The following is a 25,844-nucleotide window of genomic DNA, read 5'->3' as shown; positions in this document are numbered from 1 at the left end:
AGAGGCATGCCACTTGTAAAATTTTTGATATTAAAGTAAAATTAGTATGTGAAAACAAATAAACATATTGACTATTTAAACGGTAGCACAGGGGGACGTATTATGGAAAACGTGTACAGGCTGGGCAACAGGAAACTGATCATATACCTGCTGGTGTTTTTTATGGCAAGTGGCATGGTTACATACATGTCAGTCGAAAATACAATGGAATACAAGACAGCGCTGGAAAAATACGACGAGGGCAGGGGAAAAGAAGGCTCCAATACAGAGATTGAAGAGCTTAGAGAAAGCATGAGCGGAGGGCGCGAAAGCGAAAGGTATGCCGTAAGAGCATTTGGAACACTCATAATATGCGCGATAGAGCTAATAATACTTTACCAGTATTTTCTCAAGACGGGCAGGGTTATTGTGGATGAAGAGGGAATCAAAGTGTATACCATGTTTAGGGAAAAGCCGCGAGAAGTTTACGCCTGGGAACATATAGGAGGCATAAAATTCCAGTACGGAGAGGGGATATGGGGACTTGTGTCTGAATACGGGATGAAGATAGGAATATCGAACCGCTCCGGAGGCCGCTTGGACTATTTTGTACCGACTGGGAGGCTTTTGTGCTGTAGCGAAATTCCAAAAGCCATAGAAAGGCACCGTCCGGATTTGGCTGTTGAATTCCAGGCTGATGCTGAAAAGGGGCATATGCCGATTCCTGAGATTTTCAATGGAGCCTGCACGGAGTATAAAAGCGGGATAGGGGATTACATGAAGTACAGCATAATAATACTCGTATTCGCGCTCCTGAAAATTGTATTAAAGGCTCCCCTGATAAATTTAATGGCGATAGCAGGGAGCATATATTTTGGGTATCTGGCCAAGATAGGCATGAACTACAGGGCGTTCATGTCGCAAAGGAGAGAATATGTTGACTTTGACATGGGCTGGGAGCATGCAAAAACCAGGATAGGAAGGTATTTTGGAGCGGCGATAGCAGTGGAGCTGATAATGCTCGTGTTCATAGGGCTTGGATACCTGTGCCTGGCAAGCAATCTGGAAGTGGGCTACAAAGTGCTGTGGAGCATGCTGCTGGCGGCGGCCGGTCTTTTCACGGTGTACAGGATATATCTGATTCCATACATAGCCAGCTTGGCCGATAAGAATGTGTCGTATACGTCACTCAATGCGCTTTTAATAAAAAAATATTCCAGAGAGGTTGCGTTTGCGGTAGCAGTTTCGGCAATTCAGTTACTCCCGGTAGCCGCAGTTCTGGGGGTGTACCATGGTGATACATACGCACTTATGGAGACTCTTGACAAGGCGAAATACGCAAATATTGCAATGGGAGTTTTCCTGTTTCCGTACATGAGCTGCTTTGTCATGAAATTCTTGGACATGCCAGCTGAAGCGCTAGGAGGTGGGGTTGGTGAATAGCATGTTTTCGAATAAAGTGATGCTCCAAGTCGCCGTAATTGCGCTGGCTCTGCTTTTGGCCGGGTCTGCAATGCAAAACCGCAGCTCAAAATCATATTTTTATGGCAGGGTGGACAGGGACCTTGAAGAGGCGGTCGAGGAAATGAAGGAGATGAACAAGGCCCTGTTTGGGATATACATGGAGCAGGATATTGAAGAAAAATGCAGGGTATACACAGACCACATATTCAGTCTTGCACGGTTTGACGACGAGATAGAAACCGAATTCAACATGCAAAAGGGGGCTTTCGACTGGGATGACATATGGGATATTAGATGGACCATGGACGCCATAAGGCAAAAGGGTGAGCTGAGCAAAGAGGACGAGGAGTACCTTGAAAGCGCGCACAGCTACAACAGAAGGCTTATAGAGTCATATGGCGAGATACTAAGTGAAAACAAAACCGACGAATACGATTTTAAAAGGGACGGGGCTACAATCAAAAAGGTGTACAGGGAGTTTATTTCCAGGGCAAATAAAATGGCAAGCGAGCAGGAATACAGGGATATGACGAGATACAGACCCTATTATGAAGACGGGGGAATGAAAGGAAATGGCATGGATGAAGAGTTCAACATAAGCGAGAAGCAGGCAGAAGAAATGGCGGCGGATGTGCTTGAAAAACTGTTTGGTGAAAAGCCGGCGATTGAAAATGTCGGCAGCCCCGGGGAGCCTGAATATGAGTTTTACAACTCGTGGGATGATGGACGGGACGAAGACATGTACAGCATAAGCATAGACAAAAATAGCGGAAGCCTTAGCATGTACAAAAGGAGCCAGGTTTTTATAGAAGGGCTTAAAGATGAGGATTTGGACAAAAAGGCAAGGGAGATTATGGACATTTTCGTACCTGAAGGCTATGTGCTTTATGGCAGGGAAAAGTGGGAAAGTGATGATGAGATCGACAGAATAGAATACAGTTTCATAAGCCAAAGAGGCGATGTGTACGATGAATCCCATGCGGCTGGAATTTCAATAAATTCATCCGGGGCTCTTAATGAGCTGTACATATCTGACCCGTTTGGCAGGATTGGAATGGAAATGCCTGAAGCCGGCGTTTCAAAAGAGGATATCCGCTCCAGCTTGAAAGGAAACGATGCGGAGAGGGTGTTGACTGTGAGAGACATTAACGGACAGCTTCAGTACAGGGTTTTTGTCAGATTCGGCGAAGAGCTGTACACCCTTATTTTTGACGCGGACACCGGAGAAAAAGTGGACTTTAAAAAGAGCGAGAACTTGTATTTTAACAGGGTGGGCGGTGAAATGAGCAGATAAGACAGATAAAGGGTGAGGGTTTGAATGTGAACATTCAAACCCTCACCCTTTGCATATTATATGCTGCATCTTTCAAGCTGTTAATTCGCCAAACCACCTGCTGTGTTTTCCGACTTTTTTTCAACCAGAGAAAATATGAGCTGCTCCAGAAATCCTAAAAATCCTGAGGTTATCCAGTATATGCCTATGGTTACAGGTGCCTTTGCCAGAAACAGTATACTTACTGCAGCCGGAACAATCATTGCGGCAGGTGACATTTTAGGCCTGCCTGAATTTTTCAAAAGACCAATACTTGCGGCTATTCCAGGCAGAAGCTGAACTCCTGCTGACAGTATTGGAACAATGTAATAAGGGTCATTAAGCCTTATGCTTGCAACCCAGGGGACTATGGCGCTCCCGATTTCCGCCGGCATTGAGGAAAAAACCCTGTAGAGGGTGTACATAACCGGAATCTGAACAAGGGATGCAAAAATACCTAGCAGGCTGCCAGCACCTTCCATAGAAAGCTTTGCCATTTCATCTTGCAGATTTTCCTTCTCGCCTTCGTATTTTTTCTTTAACTCATCCATTTTTTCGGCCATGGCCTTTTGCTGGGCAGAGCTTTTCTTTTGATTTATTGAAAGGGGTACCATTGCAATTTTGACTATGGCTGTAAGAACTATTATTGAAATTCCCCAGTCGCCTGTAAGCAGGTTTATATTACTCAAAAATCCGTTTAAAAAGTTAAAAATGACAGTCATGTTAGCCAGTCTCCTTATTTTGTATTTTAAAAATCAAGCTGAAAGACTGTCTTTAATTAACCTAAACTGGTATATATCCATACCCGGTACTTATGGTACGGATCATAATCTGATATTTGCATTTCAGACAATATTTGAACTATATTCCTTAAGCGGGCGGACTTTGCCTCTATGCCGTTTTTTTGCCTGAAATATTCAAAAAGATGGACAGTCGAATATGTTACAAAAAATATGATTGTCAAAATCATGAAAAGATGCATGAATTGAGAAATATCAAATTGAAACACAGACTCCACCTCCTTGTATGATATGAGAATACACGCTATATTTTACCATGAAAGTCCTTTTTTTACAAATGGAGTGCATATAGTTGTGTAATAAACTGATGTTTCCCGGGAAATAGAAACAATAAGGGTTAATCATAAGGGGTTTCTTTTATAAGAGCCTCAAGTATTTTTTCCTTCTCATCTATGTCAAGTGTGAACTTGGCTCTATAAACTATGCCACTTTCTTTCCAGACATATTCATCATATGTGGCATTGCCCAGTGGAGAACTGTATGTTTTTTGGTATGTGATGAATGGGCCCAGTTTGCCTTTAAATCTGAAAATATATATTTTTTACGATTGAATCTCTCTTATGAATTCGAGCACGGCATCTTTTGGGGTTGCCCATGAAGTCACAAGCCTTATGGCGGAGCGATTATCGTCCACTTTTTCCCATGAATAAAATCTGAATTTCTTTTCGAGTTTTTCTATGAGGTTGTTTTCGAGTATTGGGAATATCTGGTTTGTTGGGGAGTCTACCAAAAAGCCGCAACCTGCATCTTTAAGACCGCCCTCCAAGAGCCTTGCCATTTCGTTTGCGTGGCTTGCAAGTTCGAAATAGAGCCCGTCATTGAAAAGCTCTTCAAACTGTATTCCCAAAAGCCTTCCCTTGGCAAGCAAAGCCCCCCTTTGCTTTATGTGGTATCTGAAATCTTCCTTGAGAACCTCATTTTTAATTACCAGGGCCTCCCCCAGAAGAGCTCCATTTTTTGTTGCGCCTATGAAAAATGCATCTGTAAGACGGCACATGTCAGAAAGCGTAACCCCAGACTCCTTTGCGCAAATTGCACAGCCGAGTCTTGCTCCGTCTGCATACAGAATAAGGCCTTTTGATTTGCAAAACTCGCTTATGCATTCAAGCTCGGATTTTGTGTATATTGTGCCAAGTTCCGTTGGATTTGAAATGTATACCAGCTTGGGCTTTACGCAGTGTTCGTCTGTATGGGCATTTAAAACATCCTGTATTTTTCCGGTGGTTATTTTTCCATCGGGTGAGTCCACTGTTATCACCTTGTGGCCCGTGCATTCTATTGCCCCTGTCTCATGAACTGCTATGTGCCCGGTATGTACGCATACGCACGCCTCGTGGGGCCTCAAGAATGCCCCTATTGCAGTGAGGTTTGTCTGGGTACCGCCGGCTATGAGGTGAACGTCTATGTCCTGGTTCCCTATCATGTCTTTTATTTTGGAAATTGCGTTTTGAGTATGCCTGTCGTAGCCATAGCCCTCTTCCTGGACCATGTTTGATTCCATAAGCGCGTTTAGTATTCTTGGATGAGCCCCTTCGCTGTAGTCGTTTTTAAAACTGTACATGTTAATCCCCCCTGTAATTTGTTTTGAGCACTATCTAAAACAGCTGGCCGCATTAGTTGAATTCTTCAGCTAAATACAGTTTAAAATCAAATGGTTGAAATGTCAAAGAATGAGATGTGTTGGAAAATAATAAAAAATGAGGTATTAACTTTGACAACAATACTATCAGCACTACCAGCCGAATATATGGATAGCCTTAGTGAATTCTTAAGATATGTTAAGGCTTCACTTTGGTGCGCAAAATATCTGCATGAAATTGAGGCTGCTGGAACCGGGAATTGAAATTTATATGAAAAAAATCTATATGCTTGGCATGTATTTTCAAAAACTGTATAATAATGACTACATAGTTGGATGCAAAACACAAACATACATAAGGACTGGGGGAATAGCATTGAAAGAGATAAGTGTAGGGGTAATTGCGGGAACTCCCGTAGACAGCAAAATGGGTGTTGATTTTTTAAGGGCAAGGGGGATTGAGGCAAAGGCCTATCCGGTGTCTTCATCACCACAGGAGCAGTCGAGGCTTCAGATTCTTTCGCCTAAAGAGCTTTCAAATGAAGTCGCTTTAATTGTAAGAAGAGCGAAAGGCCGAGGGGCGAGCGCCGTAATGGTATACTGCAATTCGCTCAGCGCAGCCGTAGACATGGATGTTATATCCCGCAGAGAGGACATAATGGTGGTGACCCCTCTTGACGTATACAGGAACATCGCGGGGGAATACGAGATTCTAGGGGTCATGGCGGCAAACAACCAAAGCTGTGCAGGAATTGAAAGGACCATACAGGGGGTGAATCCAGGCTGCGATGTAGTGGGGATAGGGGTGCTTCCTTTGGTTCAGGCGATAGAATCTCAAAAGAGCGCAGGCGACATAGCAGACGATTTTCTACTTGAAAATGTAATGGGATTTTACGAGAAAATAGGGGCCCAGGCGGTGATACTCGGCTGCACCCATTTTTCATACATAAAAAGCGAAGTGGAAAAAATTTCGAATGTAAAGGTGATAGACCCATCGCAGGCCATGTGTGATATGATAGTGGCTGGAAGAAAATAAAATCTGCGTGCATGGAAAGTTCCAGCAAGCAAAGAGAGGACATACACAATGCTTAAAAGGGAAAATATAAAAAGGGCCCAGCATATTTATTTTTTGATTATAGCACTTGCAGCGCTGGGGCTTGGGCTCAGCAACAATGTGATTTCAAACTACTTCAAGGATGCCTATAATGTCACTGCCTACCAAAGGGGACTTATAGAGTTTCCAAGGGAGATGCCTGGGGTCATTGTAATACTGATTCTTGCGTCGCTTTCAATGTTTTCGGACATAAGAATCGCCATGGTGGCGCAGCTTTTGAGCATAATAGGCATAGGAGCGCTAGGGTTTGTGACTCCGACATTTGCGGTGATGCTTGTTTTCATATTCATAAACTCAGCGGGAATGCACATGTTCATGCCCCTTCAGGACAGCATAGGAATGTCGCTTATAGGGGACGAGAGCATAGGACGCAAGATGGGGCAGTACAAGGGAGTTTCCACGGGTTTTACAATGGTTGCCGGGGTGCTTGTGTTCGCTGGATTCAGAACTGGATTTTTCAGCTTTACAAGCGACATAAAGTGGATATTCATAATTGCGGCGTGCATACTAGCTTTGGTGCTTGTTTTGCTGCTAACGCTCGAAAGGGTAATAGGGCAGCCTATAAAGAGCAGCAAGAGGGTGAATTTCGTATTCAGGAAGGAATACAGGTATTACTACATTCTTGTTGTAATGTGGGGCGTTCAAAAGCAGATAATGCTGGTTTACGGGCCGTGGGTGCTCATAGACCTTTTGAGCAAGAAGGCCGACACACTTGCGGTTTTGAGCATAGTGGGGGCTTTCATAGGAATATTCTTCATACCGGCAGTGGGAAGATGGCTCGACAGGTTTGGCATCAAAAAGCTTCTCTATGCCGATGCGCTCTCTTTCATCGTAGTATACCTTGCGTATGGGATGCTGAGCGCCGGATTTGCAGGGGGAAGGCTTGCAACTGCAGGATTGCCGGTGCTGGCAGCCTATGCGCTGTTCGTATTTGACCAGATGTCCACCCAGATGGGGATGATAAGGACAATATACCTAAGGTCTATAGCTGTGAGCCCTCTTGACATAACTCCTACGCTTTCGCTGGGCCTTAGCCTTGACCACATAGTCTCTATAATTTGCGCATATATTGGAGGTATAGTGTGGAGCCGATTTGGTCCCCAGTATATATTTTTCCTGGCGGCGTCGCTTTCACTTGTAAACCTCTATGTTGCCGGCAGGGTAAAAGAGAGCCCGGAATTTGCAGCAGATGGGATGGCGAAAAAGTAGGAGGAAGTAAGCCTTGCTGTGGGGCAAAATGAAATGATTTGTTATAAAATTATATTTACAGGATATATAAATGCAACTGTGCAAAAGGAGGATTTGATTTGAAGTCTTTTCAGGAGCTCGAAAAAATATTGAACAGTATTGACGGCAGGGGATATAAGGCTTACAAGGACCTGAAGGGAGAGTATGGGTTTGGTGATGGAGTCTTGCATATAGACTATGTCCAGGGAGACCCTTTCGCATCGCCGTCGAGGGTGCGCGTGAGAATACCGGCATCAAAGGCGGGATTCCCAACTGGTGCTTACGACACGCCTTGCAGGAGGAGGGCTACAGTCGACTTCTTGAGCAGGACTGTTGCAAGGAACATATACAGGCTGTACGATCGCGTAGGAGGATCGGGCAAAAGCGGCCTTCTTTCAATAGGACACTGCGGTCAGGAGATAATAGAGAGAAACTATGTGGTTATAGACAAGGACATGGTCGAAGCAAGGCTAGAGGTGGGCCTTCCGGCTGCGGGAAGGAGGGTTCTTGCAGCTGAAGCCAGAAGGCTTCTGACGGAAGCAATTCCTCAGATTGCAAAGTCGTCTTTGCTTTTTGAATCCATAAACCAAAAGAAGCTCATGGAGCAGGTGAGGCTTGCAGAGGACCAGCAATTTTTGAGAGAGGAAGTCAAAAGTAGAAAGCTTTCGGCGTTCGTGGCAAACGGAAGCATACTTCCGCGAGAGAGCGGGGTTTCGCAAAGGCCCATGGCAAAGGGAGCGGTGCCATTCAAGAGCCCGAGGGAATATGAAATCGAGATAAACCTGCCAAACCGCGGAGCCGTAAGGGGAATGGGAATTCCAGAAGGCGTTACACTCATAGTCGGAGGGGGCTTTCATGGAAAGTCGACTCTTCTTCAGGCGATTGAACTTGGAGTGTATGACCATTTAGAGGGAGACGGCAGGGAGTACATTGCCACAAGGGACACTGCGGTCAAGATAAAGGCCGAAAACGGCAGGAGTGTTGAAAAGGTGGACATATCGCCCTTCATAAGCAACCTCCCTGCAGGGCAGGACACTGTGAGGTTTTCAACTGAAAACGCCAGCGGAAGCACGTCCCAGGCAGCCAACATAATGGAGTCGCTTGAGATAGGGACTGAACTTCTTCTCATAGACGAGGACACGAGCGCGACGAACTTCATGATAAGGGATGCGAGGATGCAGCAGCTTGTGCAAAAGGAAAAGGAGCCCATAACTCCATTCATAGACAGGGTAAGGGGCCTTTATGAGAATAAAGGGGTGTCTACAATACTTGTAATTGGAGGTTCTGGCGACTACTTCGAGGTTGCGGATCATGTCATAATGATGGACGAATATTCTCCAAGAGATGTCACCGGCGCTGCAAGGGAGATAGTGAGCTTTGCAAGCAGCAAGAGGAAAGCCGAGGGAAGCTCTGCAATGGGGGAAAGTCCCCGAAGGGCGATTTTAAGGTCTTCGTTTTCGCTTGGAAGAAAGGGCGTAAAGATAAAGCCAAGGGGAACGGACCAGATATTGTACAACAATACTGATATAGACATAAGGGATATGGAGCAGCTTGTAGACCCTAACCAGACAAGCGCAATCTGCTTTATTATGGAGTATATCATGAAAAATATTGCAAATGACAAAATGACACTGACTCAGGTTGTGGAGAGGGTCTATGGAGAGGTGGAGTCAAAGGGTCTTGACGCATTATCACCGTACAAGGGCCATCCGGGCAATATGGCTCTCCCTAGAAAACACGAGATAATCGGCGTTTTGAACAGATTCAGGGATTTGAAAATAAAATAGCAGGAATGATTGCCGCCACTGATTTTTTGTCAGTGGCGGCTTTGCATTTGAATTTTCTATTCAATGATTAAAATTTATACATGAGCCATAGAGGCCGGAGATTTTATTAAGGTATGATATAATAATATAACATACCTGGGCAAATAGATTTAAATGACAAGTATTTATTTAAATAGAAGGTTATAATGCAGTTATATATTGATGAAAATAAAAAACTCACAATAATACTTGCAAGAGACCATATTGAAAAAAGTGGAATCGAAAGAGACAGCAAGGTCTTTGTCATTGAAAAAAAAGGTGAGACTGATTTTCCGGCTCTATCGGAGCATGAAGAGTACACAATGATAATTAAAATACGTGACAGTTTGATGCCAAGAGGAGAAAGACTCCTGGTTATTGACTTTAAAGGCCAAAGACAGCTTGTCAAGGAGTGGAAAGAGGCATTCGCAAGCATATCAGGGATCATAGAATCAGTAATGCAGTGGATAAGGGTGAACAGGGAAAATAAAAAGCTCATTTCAAAGCTGAAGACACTGTCTGAAACGGACAAGCTCACTGGAATCTACAACAGGATGGTGCTTGACAGGGTGCTTTTGAAGCAGACGAAATCCTATGAGAGATACGGGGAAAGATGCTCAATAATGATTATGGATATAGACCACTTCAAAAGGGTCAATGACACTTACGGACACAATGTTGGAGACAAGGTTCTGTGCGAAATGGCCCGTCTGCTCAAAAGGAACACACGAAACACCGACGTTGTAGGCAGATGGGGAGGGGAAGAATTCCTTATAATATGCGAACACACTGAACTTGGAAAAGCAATGATACTGGCTGAAACATTGCGGGAAAAAACAGAAGACCACTCATTTGGGCAAGCCGGCAGTTTGACGGCGAGTTTTGGCGTAAGCACATTTTGTGATGGAATGACGGTGGAGCAGGTGGTTGGAAAGGCAGACGAGGCCCTGTATAAGGCAAAGACCGAAGGCCGCAACAGGATAAGTGATTAGCGCAGATGGCTGATACAAAAAAGGCACCATAGGCAGAGGACTTCTATATTATCATAGATGAATTTGGCCATTTTGGTGCTTTTTCTATGGAATCATAAGAAATAGCACCAAAATTTTCATGGTTTTGAGGAAGCATTACTGCAGCTATTAGCCATTTTTATTTTCTTTTTCTTTGTGCTTTTTATGAGTGTGGGTCCTATTGTTATTATCCCGAAAATGACAAATGCAGCAACTACATTAGGTGATAAAATCTGGGAACCGTGTTTTATATTGGTTATATTGTGGCCTGCAAATACATAGTCGAAAGTTCCGGGGATTGTCCCGAGTGAGGTTGTCCATATAAATGTGGGCAGAGGGATGTTTGTAAGCCCGGCTGCCACATGTATGAAGAAAAACGGGAGAATAGGGATCAGGCGCATTTTATTGGCGTATATATTTTCAAAAGTCAAAATTTCATTTAATTCAAGCTGTTTTGACAAGTATAGAAGAAGTATGAACGTGAAAAGAATTGTAATTATTTTAAAGTGCTTACTCATATATCCCACTCCTGCCGACGATTTGTATAATTTAATAACATAGCTTTCTTTCATACTTTAGGTCAAAATCAGCCTTTTGGAATATTTCATAGAAATAGGATTTCATGCTGGCTATATCTTCAGGTAGCTGTTAGACATTTTTCGTTATGTCCTATATTCTACTGTATTTCCCATATATCTGGGCCTGTGCCAAGACATGTCTCTTAATCTCGTGTAGAAGCGCTTTTTTTGTAAGGCCGGGCTTTAGATTTAGCATATCATCCAGTGCGTAGAGCTTGAAGAAATATCTGTGAATTCCCTTTGGGGGGCAGGGCCCGCCATAACCTGTGTCTTTGAAGTCGTTTATGCCATGAACTGCTCCAAACTCAAGAATTTCATCGGATGGAACGCCTTCGGAAAGAGAATTCAAATTTGAAGGTATGTCATATATCACCCAGTGAACCCAGGTTCCCATTGGAGCATCAGGATCGTCAGCTATAAGCGCAAAGCTTTTTGTGCCATCAGGAAAGTCGCTCCAGTTCAGCTCAGGAGAGATATTTTCTCCGTCACAAGTATATCTTGAAGGTATGCTGCCTTCGTTTTCAAATGCTGGACTTACAATATTCATAAATAGTACCTCCTTTAGGTCATTGATTTGCATATATTAAGTATGTATATCCAACAAATAGAGTTTTACACTGAGCATTAAGTTGTTTTTAATCAAAAAAGCTATTTGAGCCCGTCAAAATCCTGAACGTTCGATCCGTCGAGTTTCATCCGGTGGAAGCTGAGGCGGCCTTCGTGGTCTACTGTATAGTATATCCAGTCGCCTGCAATATTGAATTCGAAAAATTTTCCGATTTTGATTTTAGTGTCCTCGAGTCCGTCGAGGCTTATTCTGTGCATTTCATCCATTTCGTCGTTTCCATCAAGGCTGCTTGTAGTATAGTATATGAAATCCTCGTACATGTTGTAGTCATGTGCAGGCCTGTCTGTGAGCTTTATTTTTTCGCCCGTGATCAGATTGTATTTGAAAAGCTTGAACATGTCTTCAGCCCCTATATCGCCGCAATCGTAATACATCCAGTCTCCAACGACTGTAATTCCGAAAGGAACCGTATCTTCTATCTTCTGGAGAGTTTTGCCGTATATGTCCATTTTGTAAAGAGTATATGTGGGTATGCTTCCACCTCCTATGTAGACCTCGTCTGTAAAGTATATGTTCTCGCCAGCCACCTCGAAGCTATTGCAGTCTTTTCCATAGAGAACTTCAGGCTCCGTCCCGTCTGTTTTTATCCTGCATAAGTTGCGCAAATCGCCTGAATAGTCAATATAGTATATGTAGTCTCCGACAACTGTCGAGTTTCCAGGGTCTGCTATTAAAAAATCATATTCGCCAAATGAATTTATGTTTATCTTGTAAATACCGTCATTTAGAGTGCCTTCCAATCCACCGAATGCGTATATAAATCCGTTAGCTATGTTTATATCCTGCACGCATTCTATGTCAGAAACTTTTTCTATGCCTGTCTTGTCATCTCGCATCCTGTATATCTTGCGACTGTCAGATTCGTTTACATAGTATATCCAGCCATCATATGTGCACACGAAGCCCCCGTTTCGCATATTCGAAGAGGTGTTGCCCCTTATGTCTTCATTGAAAAAAAGGCCTAAGGCCTTCATGTCAGACTCTTGAATCACCGGCTCATTATCTGATATGAATATGATACCGTCCACCCAGCGCACAGACTTTTCGAGTGACTCTGAAAGTGTTCTAAGCGGAATGAATATCCTCCCGTTCACAAGCTGTGCGGGCGCATCGATTTGCTTTTCGATGCTGTTCACACACATTACGCTGCTGCCTGTTCTAAAGCTTATGGTGTCGCCATCGATGCTTACGGTCACGGTGCTGGAGGCTGAATCCCAGTCCACAGCGGCTCCAAAAGCTTCAGATATGAACCTTGCGGGGACAAAAGTCCTTCCATCGCTTATAAATGGGGATGTGCCGCCTTGGGACCTGTCAATGGGCTTTTTTCCCCCGCCGGCAAGTGCGTAGGGGCGGCTGACTTTTAGTATCACGCAGTGTTGGAGTGTTTCGTTTAACTTGTCGAAATCCGCGAAAACAGATGAAGCGCCAAGTGCAATTATAAGCATTGCGGTTGCGGTAACCTTTTTAAATAGTGAATACATGTGGCCATCTCCTTATTTGGAAATTTTTTATGCAGGTTTAGCTATCCATGGCTGGAGATATAAGATTATGCGTCGACTACGCAGACTGTTATTTTTCTCTTTCGAATATTATTTCGTAATGACTGGCTGCGCCGTAACCCGAAGTGGCAGGGGCAAATATTTGAACCAGACGCCATCCCTTGTTAGCGTGTTTTTCAATTACTTCATGGTGGTCTTCCTTGGGCTTGCGCCCGAATGGACTAAGGTCAATCCTGACAAATTTATATTCATACATTATAAAACCTCCTGTTTTTCAGCTGACATATATATTATAACATAGCAAAAACAGGAAATGCCAAAATGAGTCCACCGCATAAGCCTATACAGGTGGAATCGCTTATAATCGCTTAAAATATACTGCCGTGCTCATCGTTATAGATTGCGGGAATCCTCTTTGTGAGTACTGGATGGTCGGCCTTGAAGTTTTCAATCCATATGAGCAGGCCCTTCTCATTTTGAGCGTTTTCAATGTATTCATCGAATATTTTTTCCTCAATAAGTATACTTTCCACAATATTATTCTCCTTATTTGTTTTTTTACTTCAGTTCGCAAGATTTGCATTGATGGATGACAGCAGATATGTACAAGGCCGTTGAATTTGAATATATTGTTGCTGCTATTTGTTTTAATGCATGGGGATATTATAAGTGGCCAACCTTAACTCAAGTTTAAATTAAGCTAAAGAAATAGTTAAATGTTTGAATGTAAAGCGGCTGCAAAGAAGTATTTCTAATTTTTTAGAATCACTTTAGAGTTTATTTAGAATTACATAGAAGTTTGTTAAGAGTGCCTGTGTATATTGTTACTTAGAAGAAAACAAATTACAGGAGGCCTACATGAAAGACTTGCCAGAATTAAAACAACCTAAAAACTTGTTCGGGAAGATTTCTTCCCTGTTCATAGACCGCTTCAAGGTGGTCTATCTGATTATATTCACACTGCTTTTTATGGGAGTGTATACATACGGCATACTGCCAAAGGAGTCAGTGCCGGATGTGTCGCTTAACAAGGTGGTCATACAGACCGTTTATCCGGGAGCCTCGGTGACGGATGTCGAGAATCTCATCACAGAAGAGATAGAAGACAAGGTGAAAGGGCTCGACGGAGTTACACAGGTCGAGTCGACAACGCAGGGGGGAATGTCTCAGGTCATGGTGTCATTCGAGGACGATTACGACATGGATGATGCAGAGCAGGAGATAAACAACGAAATTTCAAAAATATCACTGCCGGACGACGCGTATGACCCTTATGTTGGAGTAATGGAAACAGGTGAGATTCCGGTTCTCAAGGTGACGCTTACAGGGGAGTATGACCTGGTGGCTCTCAAGGAGTTCGGGGAAGACCTGAAGAGCCAGATGGAAAACGTAAAGGGCATACGTGAAGTTGATCTTTCGGGCGGCTATGAAAGGGAAATAGAGGTGATAGTGGATTTCAACAAGCTCAGGGAGTATGGAATGGACGTTGCAACATTAAAAAACATACTTCAGGCTTCAAATGTAAACATTCCAGCCGGGGATGCGGCCATAGACGAGGAAATGTTCAATGTGCGCCTCGACGAGAGCTTCAGTTCGGTAGAGGAGATTGAAAATCTTATTCTTTTCAGCAGCGGAGACAGTACTGTTTTTCTAAGGGACGTTGCTCAGGTAAAAGACGGCTACAAAAAGCCTGATGAATACTCTCAGGTATATATAAGAGGAGAGAGCGAGAAGGAAGAGTCTACTCCGGCCGTTTATATAACCGTTTACAGAAGCAGCGGATTTGACATAGTAAAGCCCTGCGAAGAGCTTAGAAACATAGTAAAAAACGCTCCGGGAGACATATTCCCATCCGACGTCAAAGCGGTCATAACTTCAGACCAGAGCCAGGATGTTAATGAGGATCTTTGGACTGTCATAAACAACGCGCTTGGAGGACTTATAACAGTAATAATAGTCATTTTCATATTCATAGGTCTTAATGAATCGCTTATTGTATCGACGGTAATTCCGCTTTCGCTGCTCATGAGTTTCCTTATGATGAAGCAGTGGGGAATCACATTCAACAGTATTTCGCTTACTGGATTCATAATAGCGCTGGGGCTTCTTGTGGACAATGCCATAGTTGTAATGGAGAATGTGGACAGACTCAGGGAAGAGGGCTTGGACAGGGTTACGGCTTCAAAGGTTGGATCAAACCAGGTCGGACCCGCGATATTTGCGGCGACTCTTACTACCATTGGAGCATTTCTTCCTGTTGTATATGTACCGGGAATAATGGGAAAATTCATGAGCGTAATGCCAAAGACGGTAATATTCATAATAGTATCGTCCCTAATAGTGTCCGTGGTGGTGACGCCTACTCTGTGCTCGAGATTCCTTTCGAAGTACAAGGAAGACGGCGAAAAGAAATCGAGATTCAGCCCTAAAACAGGCAGAATAATATCTGGAGCTTTCATATTCGGACTTTCGCTGCTTGCATTTGCAAACGAGTGGAGAATCACCCCGATGACGGTAATGGCGTCAGTGGCATTTACGGGGATATATGCGGCAAAGGTACATCTTGCTGAAAAGGCTAAAAAGACAGGCAAAGCAGGATTTACACAAAGGTATAAAGATTTCATTTACGGGACTCTTGTCAATGGAAAGCGAAAAGCCATCATAATAGTGATTGCAGTGGTGACGTTTGTAGCAGCGATTGCAACAATCCCGATGGGGATGCTGAGGTTTGAGCTATTCCCGGAGGAAGAGCCGTCGGCCATAGACATAAGCATAGAGGCTCCCATTGGAACAATGCTTGGAGATACAAAGGAAATTGCACTTAAGGCCGAAAAGATAGTGCTTAACTATGAAGACGTGGAGTCATTCACTGTGAACGTGGGAGATGGCGGCGACTACAAGGCTGTCATATCTGCAGAACTTGTTCCTGAGGACGAGCGTGCAATGGGGGGCGCGCAGATGATAACAAGCATAAGGGAAGAGGTCAAAAGCATTCCAGGTGCGCAGTTCACAGTGGATGTCAAGGATTCAATGTCAAAGATGAGAAGCGGTGCGCCGGTGAGCATAGGGCTTAAAGGAGATGACATGGAGCAGCTGAGCGGCATGGCGCAGAAGTATCTGGACGAGCTTGTGAAGATCGACGGAGTTGTGGAGCCAAGGATCACCACAGAGGGCGGACTCATGGAGATGAATATAGACATAGACAACAACAGGGCTGCGCTTTACGGACTCAACATATCCTCGCTTGCATCCGAAATAAGAACCCAGATTTCAGGGACGAAGGCGGGAGCGTACAAGAACGGCGGCAGCGAGTACGATATTTCAATCTACTATGCGGACGGCAAGATAGAGAGCATAAGAGATTTTGACAAGATATTCTTCACTGCAAATGACGGAAGCCTTGTAAACTTCCACGATGTGGCGACTATAGAATATGAGCAGGGCTTAGGCAAGATAGACCGTGAAGACGGAGAAAGAGTGGTATATGTAGAGGCTGACGTACAGCCGGGAATGAATTCGAACATTATAAACAAGCAGTTTGGCGAGGCTACAAAAGACATACGTCTGCCTGAAGGAGTGGCAAAAGTAATCGGGGGAGATGCAAAGGACCTCAATGAACAGATGAGCAATATGGCACTTAGCTTCATTATTGCGCTGCTGCTTGTGTATATAGTGCTTGTAATCCAGTTCAACTCAATGCTCCAGCCTATTGTAATACTGCTTTCAGTGCCATTTGCAATAATAGGCGTTATATTCGGACTGATTGCAACCGGAAACAACCTGGGCTTTTATGCGATGTTCGGAGTAGTAGCCCTTGTCGGAATAGCTGTAAACGATGCCATAGTGCTCATAGACTACACAAACTATTTGAGATCGGAAGGGATGGACAGAAGATCGGCCATTGCAGAAGCTGTAAGGACGAGATTCCAGCCCGTACTGGCTACATCGCTTACTACAATAGGCGGGGTGCTGCCGCTGGCCCTTTACAATGACACATTCAGCCAGCTTGGATTTGCCCTTATATTTGGCCTTGTGGCATCGACAGTTCTGACTCTGCTTATAATTCCTATAATGTATTACAATTTTGACAGCATGGGAGAAAAGCTGTCTGTAAAGACGGGGTTGTTTAAATAATGCAATTGTAATTCTGGGCTGAGGTATGCGGCCCAAAATTACAATTTAAAATTCAAATCAGTTCAACTATATAAAAGATTATGGACTACAGAGTATGAAACGGGAGTGATTATTATGAAAAATATTATAAAAGACAGATCAAAAATAATAGCCTGCGCTGTCATAGCGGGCATAGTCATATTCACGGGAATGGGAATGTCAAAAACGCACGGCGGTCCAAAGGATGCAAAATCGGATTCTATGGAAATTAAAAATGCAGCCGACCAGGTTCCGGTGACTGTGGCGTCGGCAAAGCAGGGCTCCATTTCGGATGAGATATACACGATAGGCCAGGCGGCTCCGTCAAGCACATATAATGTGAATGCAAAGGCATCTGGTGAAGTAAGCAGGGTCTATTTCGAGGTGGGAGACGAGGTTAGAAAGGGGGATATCCTTTTCACTGTCGACATGGACTCATTGAACATAGACAGGGACAAAAATCTTGCACAGCTTTCAAACGGGGTTGAGCAGGCAAAAATGGCGTATGACAACGCACTTAAGGTACATACGGATAAGAAAAAGCTATTTGAATCGGGTGCCGTATCTGACTATGACCTCGACAATTCGAGGATTAATTCTGAAAACGCCAAGATATCATATGAAAACGCCCTTAAGAATTTAAACAGCACAAGCTCGTCGTATTCCGAGCAGACTGAAAATTATGTCATAAAGAGCCCGGTAAGCGGAATAGTGACACAGCGAAGTGTTGATGAAGGCATGTTTGCATCTTCACAAAACGGATTCACTATAATTGTGAAGGATTCCATGGTTATTGAAGCTTCGATAGCGTCAAAATATGTAAACAGCGTAAAACCGGGCCAGGAGGTTGAAATATACGTCAATACGCTTTATAGGACATATAGCGGAGAGGTGGCTTCCGTATCTTACACGGCTAAAAAGGGCTCGTATCCCGTGGAGATAAGCATATCAGATGACGACAAGAGGATTCAGCCGGGGATGTATGCTGAAATAAGCATTAAGACGGGATCGAAAGAAGATGCCGTACTAATTCCAAAGTCTGCTGTGATTTCAGAGGGGCCGCAGGACTATGTATATGTGGTTGACGATTCAAGTGCTGCCCGCAGGACTCCCGTGGAAATGGGGATTTCAAACGAAGGCATTGTGGAGATTGCGCGTGGAATAAGCGCAGGGGACAAGGTCGTAGTGGAAGGCAAAGAATTTTTGGACGACGGCAAACTGGTAATGGTACAATAAAAGAATAAAGCATATGCAAAGAGGCCTAGGTCTCTTTTTGTGCATATTTGAAAGGTGACTGAAATGGAAAAAAAACGTGATAGAATTTCTGGAGGGACTCGAAAGCTCAGGGGCAAGATGTTTTTCATGTGGATGATTTCACTCCTTATCCCCATCGTAATTCTCATTTCATACAATTACATGCTGTACGGCCCAAAGGCGTTCATATTCCTAACGAATCCCGAGTTTTTCAACCGGGAAATATGGCAGATGGAGCGGTATAATTCATCAGAGTATACTTCGAGGTACTTTAACAATTTGATACTCGAAAACCCGGACAGTGTACTCAACGTCAAGAATCATGATGTGATACTCAATGAGGACGAGATAAGGCGCTATGAGATGATAGTCCTGATAAGAAGAAACGACCAGGTTATATCTGTAAATGACCTCAGCACAAAGGCAGGGAAGGAAGTCACTGAAAAGATGAAGGGTCTAGGGGGGGATGTCCTGCCAAAGTTCAAGGGCGGAATGGAGACAAACAATCAGGAGCTTTTCGTGAAGACTGGCTATGTAGTGCAGCGCCAGACGGACTTTTACTTTAATGACGGCGATGAAGGAAGCATATTCATACTTCGAAAATTCACAAACATACCAGGCAGGATTTCACAGGCGGTTATGCAAAACTTAATACTCATAATAGGAATGATGGCGCTCATGCAGGCGTTCTTTTCATACAGGATGTCGAGGGAAATCACAAGGCCTATAGACGACATTATACAGGCAACAAACCAGGTGAGAGACGGGAATTTCAGCTACAGGATGAAAAGCCGTGCAAGGGGGGTTCTAAATGAGCTTGTGCTTGCGATAAATGACATGATTGTAGATTTGGATGCGGGCAGGAAGTACCGCCGTCAGATTGAAAAGACAAGGCAGGAGTTTCTTGCGAACCTGTCGCATGACCTCAAAACGCCAATGACATCCATAAAGATACACATTGACGCCATAAGAGACGGGGTTGTCAGCACGCCGGAAAAAATGGACAGATATCTCTCCAACATACACAGGAAAGTTCAGGATATGGACAGCATGCTCGAAGAGCTCAAGACATTCAGTGAGCTGGAAACAGGTATTGGAAACTATACATTCTATAATGTAAACTTCAATGCAGTCATGGAGGATATAATAGATGAATTCAGATACGATATAGCCGATAGTCCAATTGAAATCCGCTACCATGCCGACCTGCCTGAAGGAGAGACGGTCGAAGTGGACGTGGAGAAAATGAAGCGTGTTGTGCTTAATATAATTACAAATTCCATAAAATACGCAAAAACGGAGACACTTGTTATTGATGTGAACATGAAAAATACAGTGTATAATGAAGTGCCTGCGGTTCAGCTAAGCATAAAGGACAACGGAGTGGGCGTGCCACAAGACAAGCTGGACAGGATATTTGAAAAGTTCTACAGGGCGGACGAGGCCAGAAGCCACCAGCAGCCTGGAAGCGGTCTTGGACTGGCAATAGCAAAGACCATAGTTGAGCAGCACGGGGGAAGCATAGAGGCTATAAGCCTTCCGGGGGAAGGACTTGAAATTATTATAACGCTCCAAAAAATATAAGCGGACTTAAATGGAGCATAAAGCATAGATTAGGTCTGCAATGATTGGTAGGGTGATTTTATGAAGAGAATATTGATTGTGGAAGACGACATATCAATAGGAGAAGTTGAAAAAGACTATCTTGAAATATCAGGTTTTGAAGTTGTGGTGGAAACAGATGGGATATGCGGGCTCGAAAAGGCCATAAATGGGGAATTTGACCTTGTGATGCTCGATGTGATGCTTCCGGGAATAGACGGATTCCAGATTTGCAAGGACATCAGAAAGATAAAGGACATCCCTATCATAATGGTCACTGCAAGGACTGAAGAGATAGACAAGCTAAGAGGGCTTGGGCTTGGAATAGACGACTATATTACGAAGCCTTTTAGTCCAAATGAGCTTATTGCAAGAGTCAAGGCCCATTTAAGCAGGTATGACATGCTCAAGTCTTCCGGTCAGCCAAAGAGCAAGAGAATTGAAATCAGAGGACTTTCTATTGATCCTGAGGCTAGAATGGTTTTCGTGAACGGAAGAGAAGTCGAGCTTACAGTGAAGGAATACGACCTTTTACTGCTTTTGGCGTCAACTCCCAACAAGGTGTTTTCGAAGGAAGAGATATTCACAAAGGTATGGGGATTTGACTCCGACAACGACATTCCTACAATCACAGTTCACGTTAGAAAGCTGAGGGAAAAAATAGAATTTGACCCTTCAAACCCGGAATATATACTTACTGTGTGGGGGGTAGGCTACAAGTTCAAAGCTTGATTCAAATGTAAAGACATTGCCGTGGCAAATACAAGCCAATGTCCTTTAAGTGTAAACTGTAATAATGCAATAGTATTCCGAATCTATATAATTGCCCTATTGGATATTTACATTTGATTGCATCAATAAAATTTAAGAATTTTATAAGACAAATTATTGTGTTATCGTGTAGAATAAATAAAAGAAGTGATGTATAATAAATACTTGCCACATCAGCGACTATGATAGCAATATATTTTGAAAGAGAGGACATAAGCTGAGCATGGAAACAATACTTTTTATACTAAAATCAATAATACTCGGGATTGTCGAGGGTATGACGGAGTTTTTGCCGGTGTCTTCGACGGGGCATCTCGTGATTTTCCAGAAATTAATGGGATTTGATGGCACAAGCAAAAACTATGTAGAGATGTATACATATGTAATACAGCTTGGAGCCATACTTGCGGTTGTAATACTGTACTGGAAGAAGATAAAGGATACGCTTATGAATTTCTTCCCGCAGCAGGTCGGATATGAAAGGTCAGGCTTTAGGTTTTGGTTCATGATCTTCATAGCATGCATTCCGGGGGGGGTCTTTGGAATACTGCTTGACGATCTGGCAGAGAAGTACTTCTTCACGCCCACATCTGTTGCAGCTACGCTTTTTATTGGTGGGATAGGCATGATATATGCTGAGAACAAGTTCAGGAAAAATAGAATAAGATCCAGTGAACTCAGTGTAACTATGAGGCAGGCATGGCTTATAGGAGCTTTCCAGTGCCTGGCGATAATTCCGGGGATGTCGCGCTCGGCTTCTACAATAATAGGGGGATGGGTGTCGGGGCTTTCGACAGTTGCAGCGGCTGAATTCTCATTTTTCCTTGCAATACCTGTGATGGTGGGAATGAGCATATTGAAGCTTCTTAAAGTCGGAGGAGTATCGAATATCACTCCTCAGGAACTGACCTCGCTTGTCGTAGGGTTTGTAGTATCTTTCATAGTTGCGCTTATGGTTATAAACAAGTTCATATCATTCCTGAAGAAAAGACCTATGAGAATATTTGCATTTTACAGAATGGCATTTGCAGTTGTAGTGCTTTCGGCAGGTTTTATGGGACTGTTTTAGAGCCGTTTAAAATCACAAGAAAATTAAAACTTTAAGACTTAAGTGCACATGATTTGTCACTGGGTCTTTTTTGTTTGCGCCGAAATATTGAGGGAAGCGGTTATAAGTCCAATGTGATATAATGAGAAGACTATAATAAGGAAAGAGTTGAACAGATGATAAATAAAAGTTTCAAGGATTACAAGCTGGGCAATGACATATTAAAGGCAGTAGACATGCTTAATTTCAAAAGCCCCACAAAGGTGCAAAGCGAGGTCATCCCTTTTGCGCTTGAAGAGAAGGACATAGTGGTAAAGTCGCAGACTGGAAGCGGAAAGACCGCCGCATTTGCAATTCCAGTCTGCCAGATGGTTGACTGGGAAGAGAACAAGCCCCAGGCTCTGGTTATAACGCCTACCAGAGAGCTGGCGATACAGGTGGGCGAGGACTTTTTCAACATAGGAAGGTTTAAAAGGATTAAAACATGCCCATTGTATGGAAAGTCGCCTTACAGAAGACAGGAACGGGAGCTAAGGCAAAAGGCCCATGTGGTTGTGGGAACTCCTGGCAGGGTTATAGACCATATAGAAAGAGGGACATTCGATACGTCGCAGATAAAATATTTTGTAATAGACGAGGCCGATGAGATGCTCAACATGGGATTTTTGGAGCAGGTTGAAACCATAATATCAAGCCTTCCCAAAGACAGGGTGACAATGCTTTTTTCGGCCACGATGCCTTCGGACATACAGCGGCTGTGCGATAAATACATTAAAGAGCCGGTATATGTCGAGATAGAATCAAAGGGCAAGGCGGCGGACAGGATAGTCCAGGAGAGATACAGCGTATGCCAAGATGACAAGATGGAGCTGTTAAGGGATATAACAATAGTTGAAAACCCGGACAGCTGCATTATATTCTGCAACACAAAGCAAAAGGTTGACGAGGTCTGCAGAGGGCTTTCAAGGCTTGATTACACCTGCGACAAAATCCACGGAGGAATGCAGCAAAGCGACAGGCTCAAGGTCATGAATAATTTCAGGCAGGGACGCTTCAGGTATCTTGTGGCTACGGACGTTGCGGCAAGAGGCATAGACATAGACAATATAACCCATGTAATCAACTACGACATACCCCAGGACCGTGAAAACTATGTCCACAGGATAGGAAGAACGGCGCGCGCGGGCAAAACCGGCAGGGCTATAACATTTGTAAGCAGGGGAGAAAACGGATTTTTAAATGACATACACGAGTATATAGATAAAGAGATTGTACTCAAGGAAGCGCCTCAAAAGGAAATTGTGGAATCGCTTAAGCAGGAGTTCGAGGAAAAGATAAGCAAAAGACCGCAGATAAAAGAAGAAAAGGGCGCAAAGCTCAGCAGGGAAATAATGAAGCTTCACATAAACGCGGGTAAAAAGACAAAGATGAGGCCTGTGGACATTGTGGGGACTCTCTGTAGCATAGAGGGCATGACTGCCGAGGACATAGGAATTATAAACGTGCTGGACATATCGACATTCGTGGAGATACTCAACAACAAGGGCGAGATGGTGTTTGAAAAGCTTCAAAGCAAGCCTATAAAGGGAAGGCTTAGAAGAGTTAGCAAGGCCGACGATGATGCCAAAGAGTATTTTAAAATATAGATTGGCTGCAATGAACTGTTATGTGCGACAAAATGCTAATGAAAAAGAGCTGTTTCCCAGTTGGGAAACAGCTCTTTTTATATTGATATAAAAAGGATTTGTGATTTCGAAAGCGCATATGCCAGCCGGGGCTATTTCATATTTTTGTCTGGGTATGAAAAATACCTTTCGAGATTTTCAAATCTAAACTGGTTCAAATCCGTAAATATGCTAACTATATTCGAGTCGTCTGTGAGGACATAAACACCGCCTACGGCTGAACCGCTTTCCTTCACATATACAGGGTAGAAGTGAAGCTCCAAATCCATATCGGATTTTTTGGCTGTCACAGCAGATCCGCCTGTTTTGAATTTTTCATCGAATTCGTAGATGCTTCCTGAAAAGCCCAGTATGTCGTCGTCGCTAAAGCCGTCATCCTCTGGGTACAGACCGCTCATTCTAGCATAGAAGGTTACAATGTACTTGCTTTTGGCATATGATTTGCTTGTCATTCCATTGAATTCGTCTATTTTAATATCGAGTATATTGCTTTCAGAATCCATGCAAACGTAAAGCCCGCTGCTCTCCTCGGAGGATTTTATCGGGTATACTGACTCGCTCACAAAATCTGTGGAAATATCTTTGGATTTGTAATGTTCAAGCCCGACATAGTATGTAGAGATGTAGGGGTTAAACCTTTCGAGCGAATCCGGTGAATTCGAGCCTGCAAGGCCGTCCTTGTTACTTAGGAAGCTTTCCGCTAATTCCCTTGTCATTTCCTCTCCCGCGACAATTCCAGCTTCCCGGGCATTTTCAGACTGCTCGGAGCCTTCAACTTGAGTGGTGTTTTCAGAAGCTGGAGTCTCATTTGATACTTTACCTGTGGGTTCGCTTAAAAATCCGCATCCAACGAGAAGCATAGCCAGTATTCCCGTGACTATTGCAAGTTTTGATTTTTTACTGTGTTTTCCTATCATTAGAATCCTCCTTTTGAGCTGTTTTTTATTTTCGCTGATTCCCGCAGTCAGCGGGCTTGATTTGTGGATGGAGATTTTTTCGATTGTATCCAAAAGAACCATTCCATACTCCTTGGCGTTTTGCATTCCTATGATTTCAATCACAATGGAGTCACATGCCGGTTCCATGTCGCTTTTCATCATTTGAAATGCGTATACGACGACAGGATTGAACCAGTATATGCACTGGTATATTAGAATTGATATGTTTATGACTATGTCATTTCTCTTGCAGTGGGCCAGTTCGTGAAGCAGTATCATTTCAAGCTTGTTATGCTCAATATCCTTCAGGCTTTCAGGTATGAATATAACCGGATTTATAACGCCGAAAAGGCACGGGGAACTGAACTTTTTTGAAAACACGGCTTTGACATCCTTTTTTACATTCAGCTTTTCCCGGCATTCTGCCAGCATTTCATCTAGCGCGAAGTCTGAGCTTTCAGCTTCTGATTTAGCCGTGATTATGGAGCGGCGCATACTAAAGAGAGAAATGCATGCGAAACAAAGAGTTCCAGCCGCCCACAGCACAAATGCCCAGCTGTTTGCGATGTTAAATCCATTTCCAGCAGCGGCTGAATTGCTGTTTTTTTCAGCAGATGCCTCCGAAGCCGCATGTGGATTTTCTTCATAAAAGAGGTCTGCAGCCAGGTTTGACTGTCCTTTGCCTCCTAAGAATATGTCTTGGGACTTGAATCCCGATCCAGCTGCGCTATGCACGTCGAATAGAGTGTATATGCTAATATCGCTTTTGGGAAGGCTTGGAAGAGTAAGTGATGCAAACAGCAAAAACCATACTATGTAGTGCAAAGAGGGAGTCAGAAGCTTTCCCAAAAGTTTTTTGACTGCGGCAATTGCAGCGAAAAGCATACATGTTTTCAGTGACATTAGCGCAAGCAAGGCTGCAAAGTTATTCATTGCCGAGCTCCTTTTCCAACAGCTCTTTTAAATCATTGAGCTCGTCTTTGGATATCTCCTCGCCATTAACCAGATTTGCAAACATTGCGCTTATAGAACCTCCATAGATCTTTTTCAAAAAGCTCATGCCTTCAAATTTTTTGTATTCGCCAGAGCTTATAAGGGAGTGGTATATATAGGCTTTGCCATTTTTTTTATATCCGATGGCAGCTTTCTTAAGAAGCCTGTTGACCATTGTCCTTATTGTGTTTTCATTCCAGCTTTCACTGTCAACAATACTGACTATATCGGCGGCTGTAAGAGGTTCATTTTCCCATATGACTTTCATAATCTCATATTCTGCATCTGAAATCTTAGGTATTTTTTTCATGTGACATCCTTTCTATTACAAATGTAATTACAAACATATATTACACTTGTAATTGCAAAAAGTCAATTGCTTTTAACTGCCTATCAAGATGGTTTT

General features: G+C 43.5%; 21 protein-coding genes. 12 read left to right on the top strand and 9 right to left on the bottom strand.

What is annotated here, in order from left to right; genetic code table 11:
• The first annotated feature begins 102 nt into the window (after positions 1–102).
• A complete protein-coding gene (locus BUQ87_RS10095) occupies positions 103–1,422 on the top strand; it encodes a hypothetical protein (protein ID WP_038263758.1) in 1,320 nt (439 codons plus the stop codon).
• Positions 1,415–2,737 carry a hypothetical protein gene (locus tag BUQ87_RS10090; protein WP_038263762.1) on the top strand — a complete coding sequence of 441 codons (1,323 nt, stop codon included), beginning with the start codon at positions 1,415–1,417 and terminating at the stop codon, positions 2,735–2,737. Before BUQ87_RS10095 ends, BUQ87_RS10090 begins: the two co-directional genes overlap by 8 nt.
• A gap of 80 nt (positions 2,738–2,817) precedes the next feature.
• On the opposite strand, the gene BUQ87_RS10085 is transcribed toward BUQ87_RS10090, so the two are convergent.
• Both BUQ87_RS10085 and BUQ87_RS10075 read right to left on the bottom strand, forming a co-directional pair.
• Complete coding sequence (locus BUQ87_RS10085) at positions 2,818–3,477, bottom strand: YidC/Oxa1 family membrane protein insertase (protein WP_038263765.1); 660 nt, start codon at positions 3,475–3,477, stop codon at positions 2,818–2,820.
• A 619-nt stretch (positions 3,478–4,096) separates the two neighbouring features.
• Positions 4,097–5,116, bottom strand: a complete 1,020-nt coding sequence (locus BUQ87_RS10075) for a threonine aldolase family protein (RefSeq protein ID WP_038263770.1) — start codon at positions 5,114–5,116, stop codon at positions 4,097–4,099.
• A 394-nt stretch (positions 5,117–5,510) separates the two neighbouring features.
• On the opposite strand from BUQ87_RS10075, the gene BUQ87_RS10070 reads away from it, so the two are divergent.
• From BUQ87_RS10070 to BUQ87_RS10055, 4 genes are all read left to right on the top strand, one after another.
• The gene (locus tag BUQ87_RS10070; protein WP_161694551.1) at positions 5,511–6,170 is read left to right on the top strand and encodes an aspartate/glutamate racemase family protein; all 660 of its coding nucleotides are present in this window, start codon (positions 5,511–5,513) and stop codon (positions 6,168–6,170) included.
• Positions 6,171–6,218: 48 nt separating this feature from the next.
• Positions 6,219–7,457: an MFS transporter gene (locus tag BUQ87_RS10065; RefSeq protein WP_077216506.1), complete on the top strand. Its 1,239-nt coding sequence runs from the start codon at positions 6,219–6,221 to the stop codon at positions 7,455–7,457.
• A gap of 98 nt (positions 7,458–7,555) precedes the next feature.
• Positions 7,556–9,262, top strand: a complete 1,707-nt coding sequence (locus tag BUQ87_RS10060; protein ID WP_038263773.1) for an ABC-ATPase domain-containing protein — start codon at positions 7,556–7,558, stop codon at positions 9,260–9,262.
• Between the two features lie 185 nt (positions 9,263–9,447).
• Complete coding sequence (locus BUQ87_RS10055; protein WP_052636039.1) at positions 9,448–10,272, top strand: GGDEF domain-containing protein; 825 nt, start codon at positions 9,448–9,450, stop codon at positions 10,270–10,272.
• Positions 10,273–10,388: 116 nt separating this feature from the next.
• Here BUQ87_RS10055 and BUQ87_RS10050 read toward each other — a convergent pair whose 3' ends face one another.
• The 5 genes from BUQ87_RS10050 to BUQ87_RS15270 all read right to left on the bottom strand — a co-directional run bounded on the left by BUQ87_RS10050 (position 10,389) and on the right by BUQ87_RS15270 (position 13,528).
• Positions 10,389–10,862 carry a TVP38/TMEM64 family protein gene (locus tag BUQ87_RS10050; protein WP_077216507.1) on the bottom strand — a complete coding sequence of 158 codons (474 nt, stop codon included), beginning with the start codon at positions 10,860–10,862 and terminating at the stop codon, positions 10,389–10,391.
• A 97-nt stretch (positions 10,863–10,959) separates the two neighbouring features.
• The gene (locus tag BUQ87_RS10045) at positions 10,960–11,415 is read right to left on the bottom strand and encodes a YbhB/YbcL family Raf kinase inhibitor-like protein (protein ID WP_038263776.1); all 456 of its coding nucleotides are present in this window, start codon (positions 11,413–11,415) and stop codon (positions 10,960–10,962) included.
• A gap of 101 nt (positions 11,416–11,516) precedes the next feature.
• A complete protein-coding gene (locus BUQ87_RS10040; protein WP_038263778.1) occupies positions 11,517–12,977 on the bottom strand; it encodes a DUF5050 domain-containing protein in 1,461 nt (486 codons plus the stop codon).
• An 88-nt stretch (positions 12,978–13,065) separates the two neighbouring features.
• Positions 13,066–13,251 carry a DUF4177 domain-containing protein gene (locus tag BUQ87_RS10035; protein ID WP_038263781.1) on the bottom strand — a complete coding sequence of 62 codons (186 nt, stop codon included), beginning with the start codon at positions 13,249–13,251 and terminating at the stop codon, positions 13,066–13,068.
• Between the two features lie 112 nt (positions 13,252–13,363).
• Positions 13,364–13,528, bottom strand: a complete 165-nt coding sequence (locus BUQ87_RS15270) for a hypothetical protein (protein WP_159434316.1) — start codon at positions 13,526–13,528, stop codon at positions 13,364–13,366.
• A 325-nt stretch (positions 13,529–13,853) separates the two neighbouring features.
• Between BUQ87_RS15270 and BUQ87_RS10030 the strand changes: the two genes are divergently transcribed.
• The 6 genes from BUQ87_RS10030 (at position 13,854) to BUQ87_RS10005 (ending at position 23,468) form a co-directional block, all read left to right on the top strand.
• Positions 13,854–17,129 carry an efflux RND transporter permease subunit gene (locus BUQ87_RS10030; protein ID WP_038263783.1) on the top strand — a complete coding sequence of 1,092 codons (3,276 nt, stop codon included), beginning with the start codon at positions 13,854–13,856 and terminating at the stop codon, positions 17,127–17,129.
• Between the two features lie 114 nt (positions 17,130–17,243).
• Complete coding sequence (locus BUQ87_RS10025) at positions 17,244–18,383, top strand: efflux RND transporter periplasmic adaptor subunit (protein WP_038263785.1); 1,140 nt, start codon at positions 17,244–17,246, stop codon at positions 18,381–18,383.
• Positions 18,384–18,446: 63 nt separating this feature from the next.
• The gene (locus BUQ87_RS10020) at positions 18,447–19,985 is read left to right on the top strand and encodes a sensor histidine kinase (RefSeq protein ID WP_143182452.1); all 1,539 of its coding nucleotides are present in this window, start codon (positions 18,447–18,449) and stop codon (positions 19,983–19,985) included.
• 60 nt (positions 19,986–20,045) lie between these two features.
• Positions 20,046–20,735, top strand: a complete 690-nt coding sequence (locus tag BUQ87_RS10015) for a response regulator transcription factor (RefSeq protein ID WP_038263790.1) — start codon at positions 20,046–20,048, stop codon at positions 20,733–20,735.
• Between the two features lie 262 nt (positions 20,736–20,997).
• Positions 20,998–21,843, top strand: coding sequence for an undecaprenyl-diphosphate phosphatase (locus BUQ87_RS10010; protein WP_038263792.1), 846 nt, complete (start codon positions 20,998–21,000; stop codon positions 21,841–21,843).
• Positions 21,844–21,998: 155 nt separating this feature from the next.
• Complete coding sequence (locus tag BUQ87_RS10005) at positions 21,999–23,468, top strand: DEAD/DEAH box helicase (protein ID WP_038263794.1); 1,470 nt, start codon at positions 21,999–22,001, stop codon at positions 23,466–23,468.
• A gap of 131 nt (positions 23,469–23,599) precedes the next feature.
• Here BUQ87_RS10005 and BUQ87_RS10000 read toward each other — a convergent pair whose 3' ends face one another.
• Both BUQ87_RS10000 and BUQ87_RS09995 read right to left on the bottom strand, forming a co-directional pair.
• Positions 23,600–25,378: a M56 family metallopeptidase gene (locus tag BUQ87_RS10000; protein WP_038263798.1), complete on the bottom strand. Its 1,779-nt coding sequence runs from the start codon at positions 25,376–25,378 to the stop codon at positions 23,600–23,602.
• On the bottom strand, positions 25,371–25,748 hold the full coding sequence (locus tag BUQ87_RS09995) for a BlaI/MecI/CopY family transcriptional regulator (RefSeq protein WP_038263801.1): 378 nt from the start codon (positions 25,746–25,748) through the stop codon (positions 25,371–25,373). The genes BUQ87_RS10000 and BUQ87_RS09995 overlap by 8 nt, the downstream gene beginning before the upstream one ends.
• Between the last annotated feature and the right edge of the window lie 96 nt (positions 25,749–25,844).

Origin of the sequence: Peptoclostridium litorale DSM 5388, assembly GCF_900141635.1 — a bacterium.
In the GTDB taxonomy this organism is placed as follows: Bacteria; Bacillota; Clostridia; order Peptostreptococcales; family Peptostreptococcaceae; genus Peptoclostridium; species Peptoclostridium litorale.
Note: the sequence above shows the minus strand (reverse complement) of the source record. Positions and strands in the feature narration are given on the sequence as shown.

What these genes read in the sequence shown, in the direction of transcription:
- BUQ87_RS10030 (WP_038263783.1), top strand. Translation starts at nt 13,854, where the DNA reads ATGAAAGACTTGCCAGAATTAAAACAACCTAAAAACTTGTTCGGGAAG.
- BUQ87_RS10025 (WP_038263785.1), top strand. Translation starts at nt 17,244, where the DNA reads ATGAAAAATATTATAAAAGACAGATCAAAAATAATAGCCTGCGCTGTC.
- BUQ87_RS10050 (WP_077216507.1), bottom strand. Translation starts at nt 10,862, where the DNA reads ATGAAAGAAAGCTATGTTATTAAATTATACAAATCGTCGGCAGGAGTG.
- BUQ87_RS10035 (WP_038263781.1), bottom strand. Translation starts at nt 13,251, where the DNA reads ATGTATGAATATAAATTTGTCAGGATTGACCTTAGTCCATTCGGGCGC.
- BUQ87_RS10020 (WP_143182452.1), top strand. Translation starts at nt 18,447, where the DNA reads ATGGAAAAAAAACGTGATAGAATTTCTGGAGGGACTCGAAAGCTCAGG.
- BUQ87_RS10045 (WP_038263776.1), bottom strand. Translation starts at nt 11,415, where the DNA reads ATGAATATTGTAAGTCCAGCATTTGAAAACGAAGGCAGCATACCTTCA.
- BUQ87_RS10055 (WP_052636039.1), top strand. Translation starts at nt 9,448, where the DNA reads ATGCAGTTATATATTGATGAAAATAAAAAACTCACAATAATACTTGCA.
- BUQ87_RS10085 (WP_038263765.1), bottom strand. Translation starts at nt 3,477, where the DNA reads ATGACTGTCATTTTTAACTTTTTAAACGGATTTTTGAGTAATATAAAC.
- BUQ87_RS10015 (WP_038263790.1), top strand. Translation starts at nt 20,046, where the DNA reads ATGAAGAGAATATTGATTGTGGAAGACGACATATCAATAGGAGAAGTT.
- BUQ87_RS10095 (WP_038263758.1), top strand. Translation starts at nt 103, where the DNA reads ATGGAAAACGTGTACAGGCTGGGCAACAGGAAACTGATCATATACCTG.
- BUQ87_RS10040 (WP_038263778.1), bottom strand. Translation starts at nt 12,977, where the DNA reads ATGTATTCACTATTTAAAAAGGTTACCGCAACCGCAATGCTTATAATT.
- BUQ87_RS10005 (WP_038263794.1), top strand. Translation starts at nt 21,999, where the DNA reads ATGATAAATAAAAGTTTCAAGGATTACAAGCTGGGCAATGACATATTA.
- BUQ87_RS10075 (WP_038263770.1), bottom strand. Translation starts at nt 5,116, where the DNA reads ATGTACAGTTTTAAAAACGACTACAGCGAAGGGGCTCATCCAAGAATA.
- BUQ87_RS10010 (WP_038263792.1), top strand. Translation starts at nt 20,998, where the DNA reads ATGGAAACAATACTTTTTATACTAAAATCAATAATACTCGGGATTGTC.
- BUQ87_RS09995 (WP_038263801.1), bottom strand. Translation starts at nt 25,748, where the DNA reads ATGAAAAAAATACCTAAGATTTCAGATGCAGAATATGAGATTATGAAA.
- BUQ87_RS10000 (WP_038263798.1), bottom strand. Translation starts at nt 25,378, where the DNA reads ATGAATAACTTTGCAGCCTTGCTTGCGCTAATGTCACTGAAAACATGT.
- BUQ87_RS10065 (WP_077216506.1), top strand. Translation starts at nt 6,219, where the DNA reads ATGCTTAAAAGGGAAAATATAAAAAGGGCCCAGCATATTTATTTTTTG.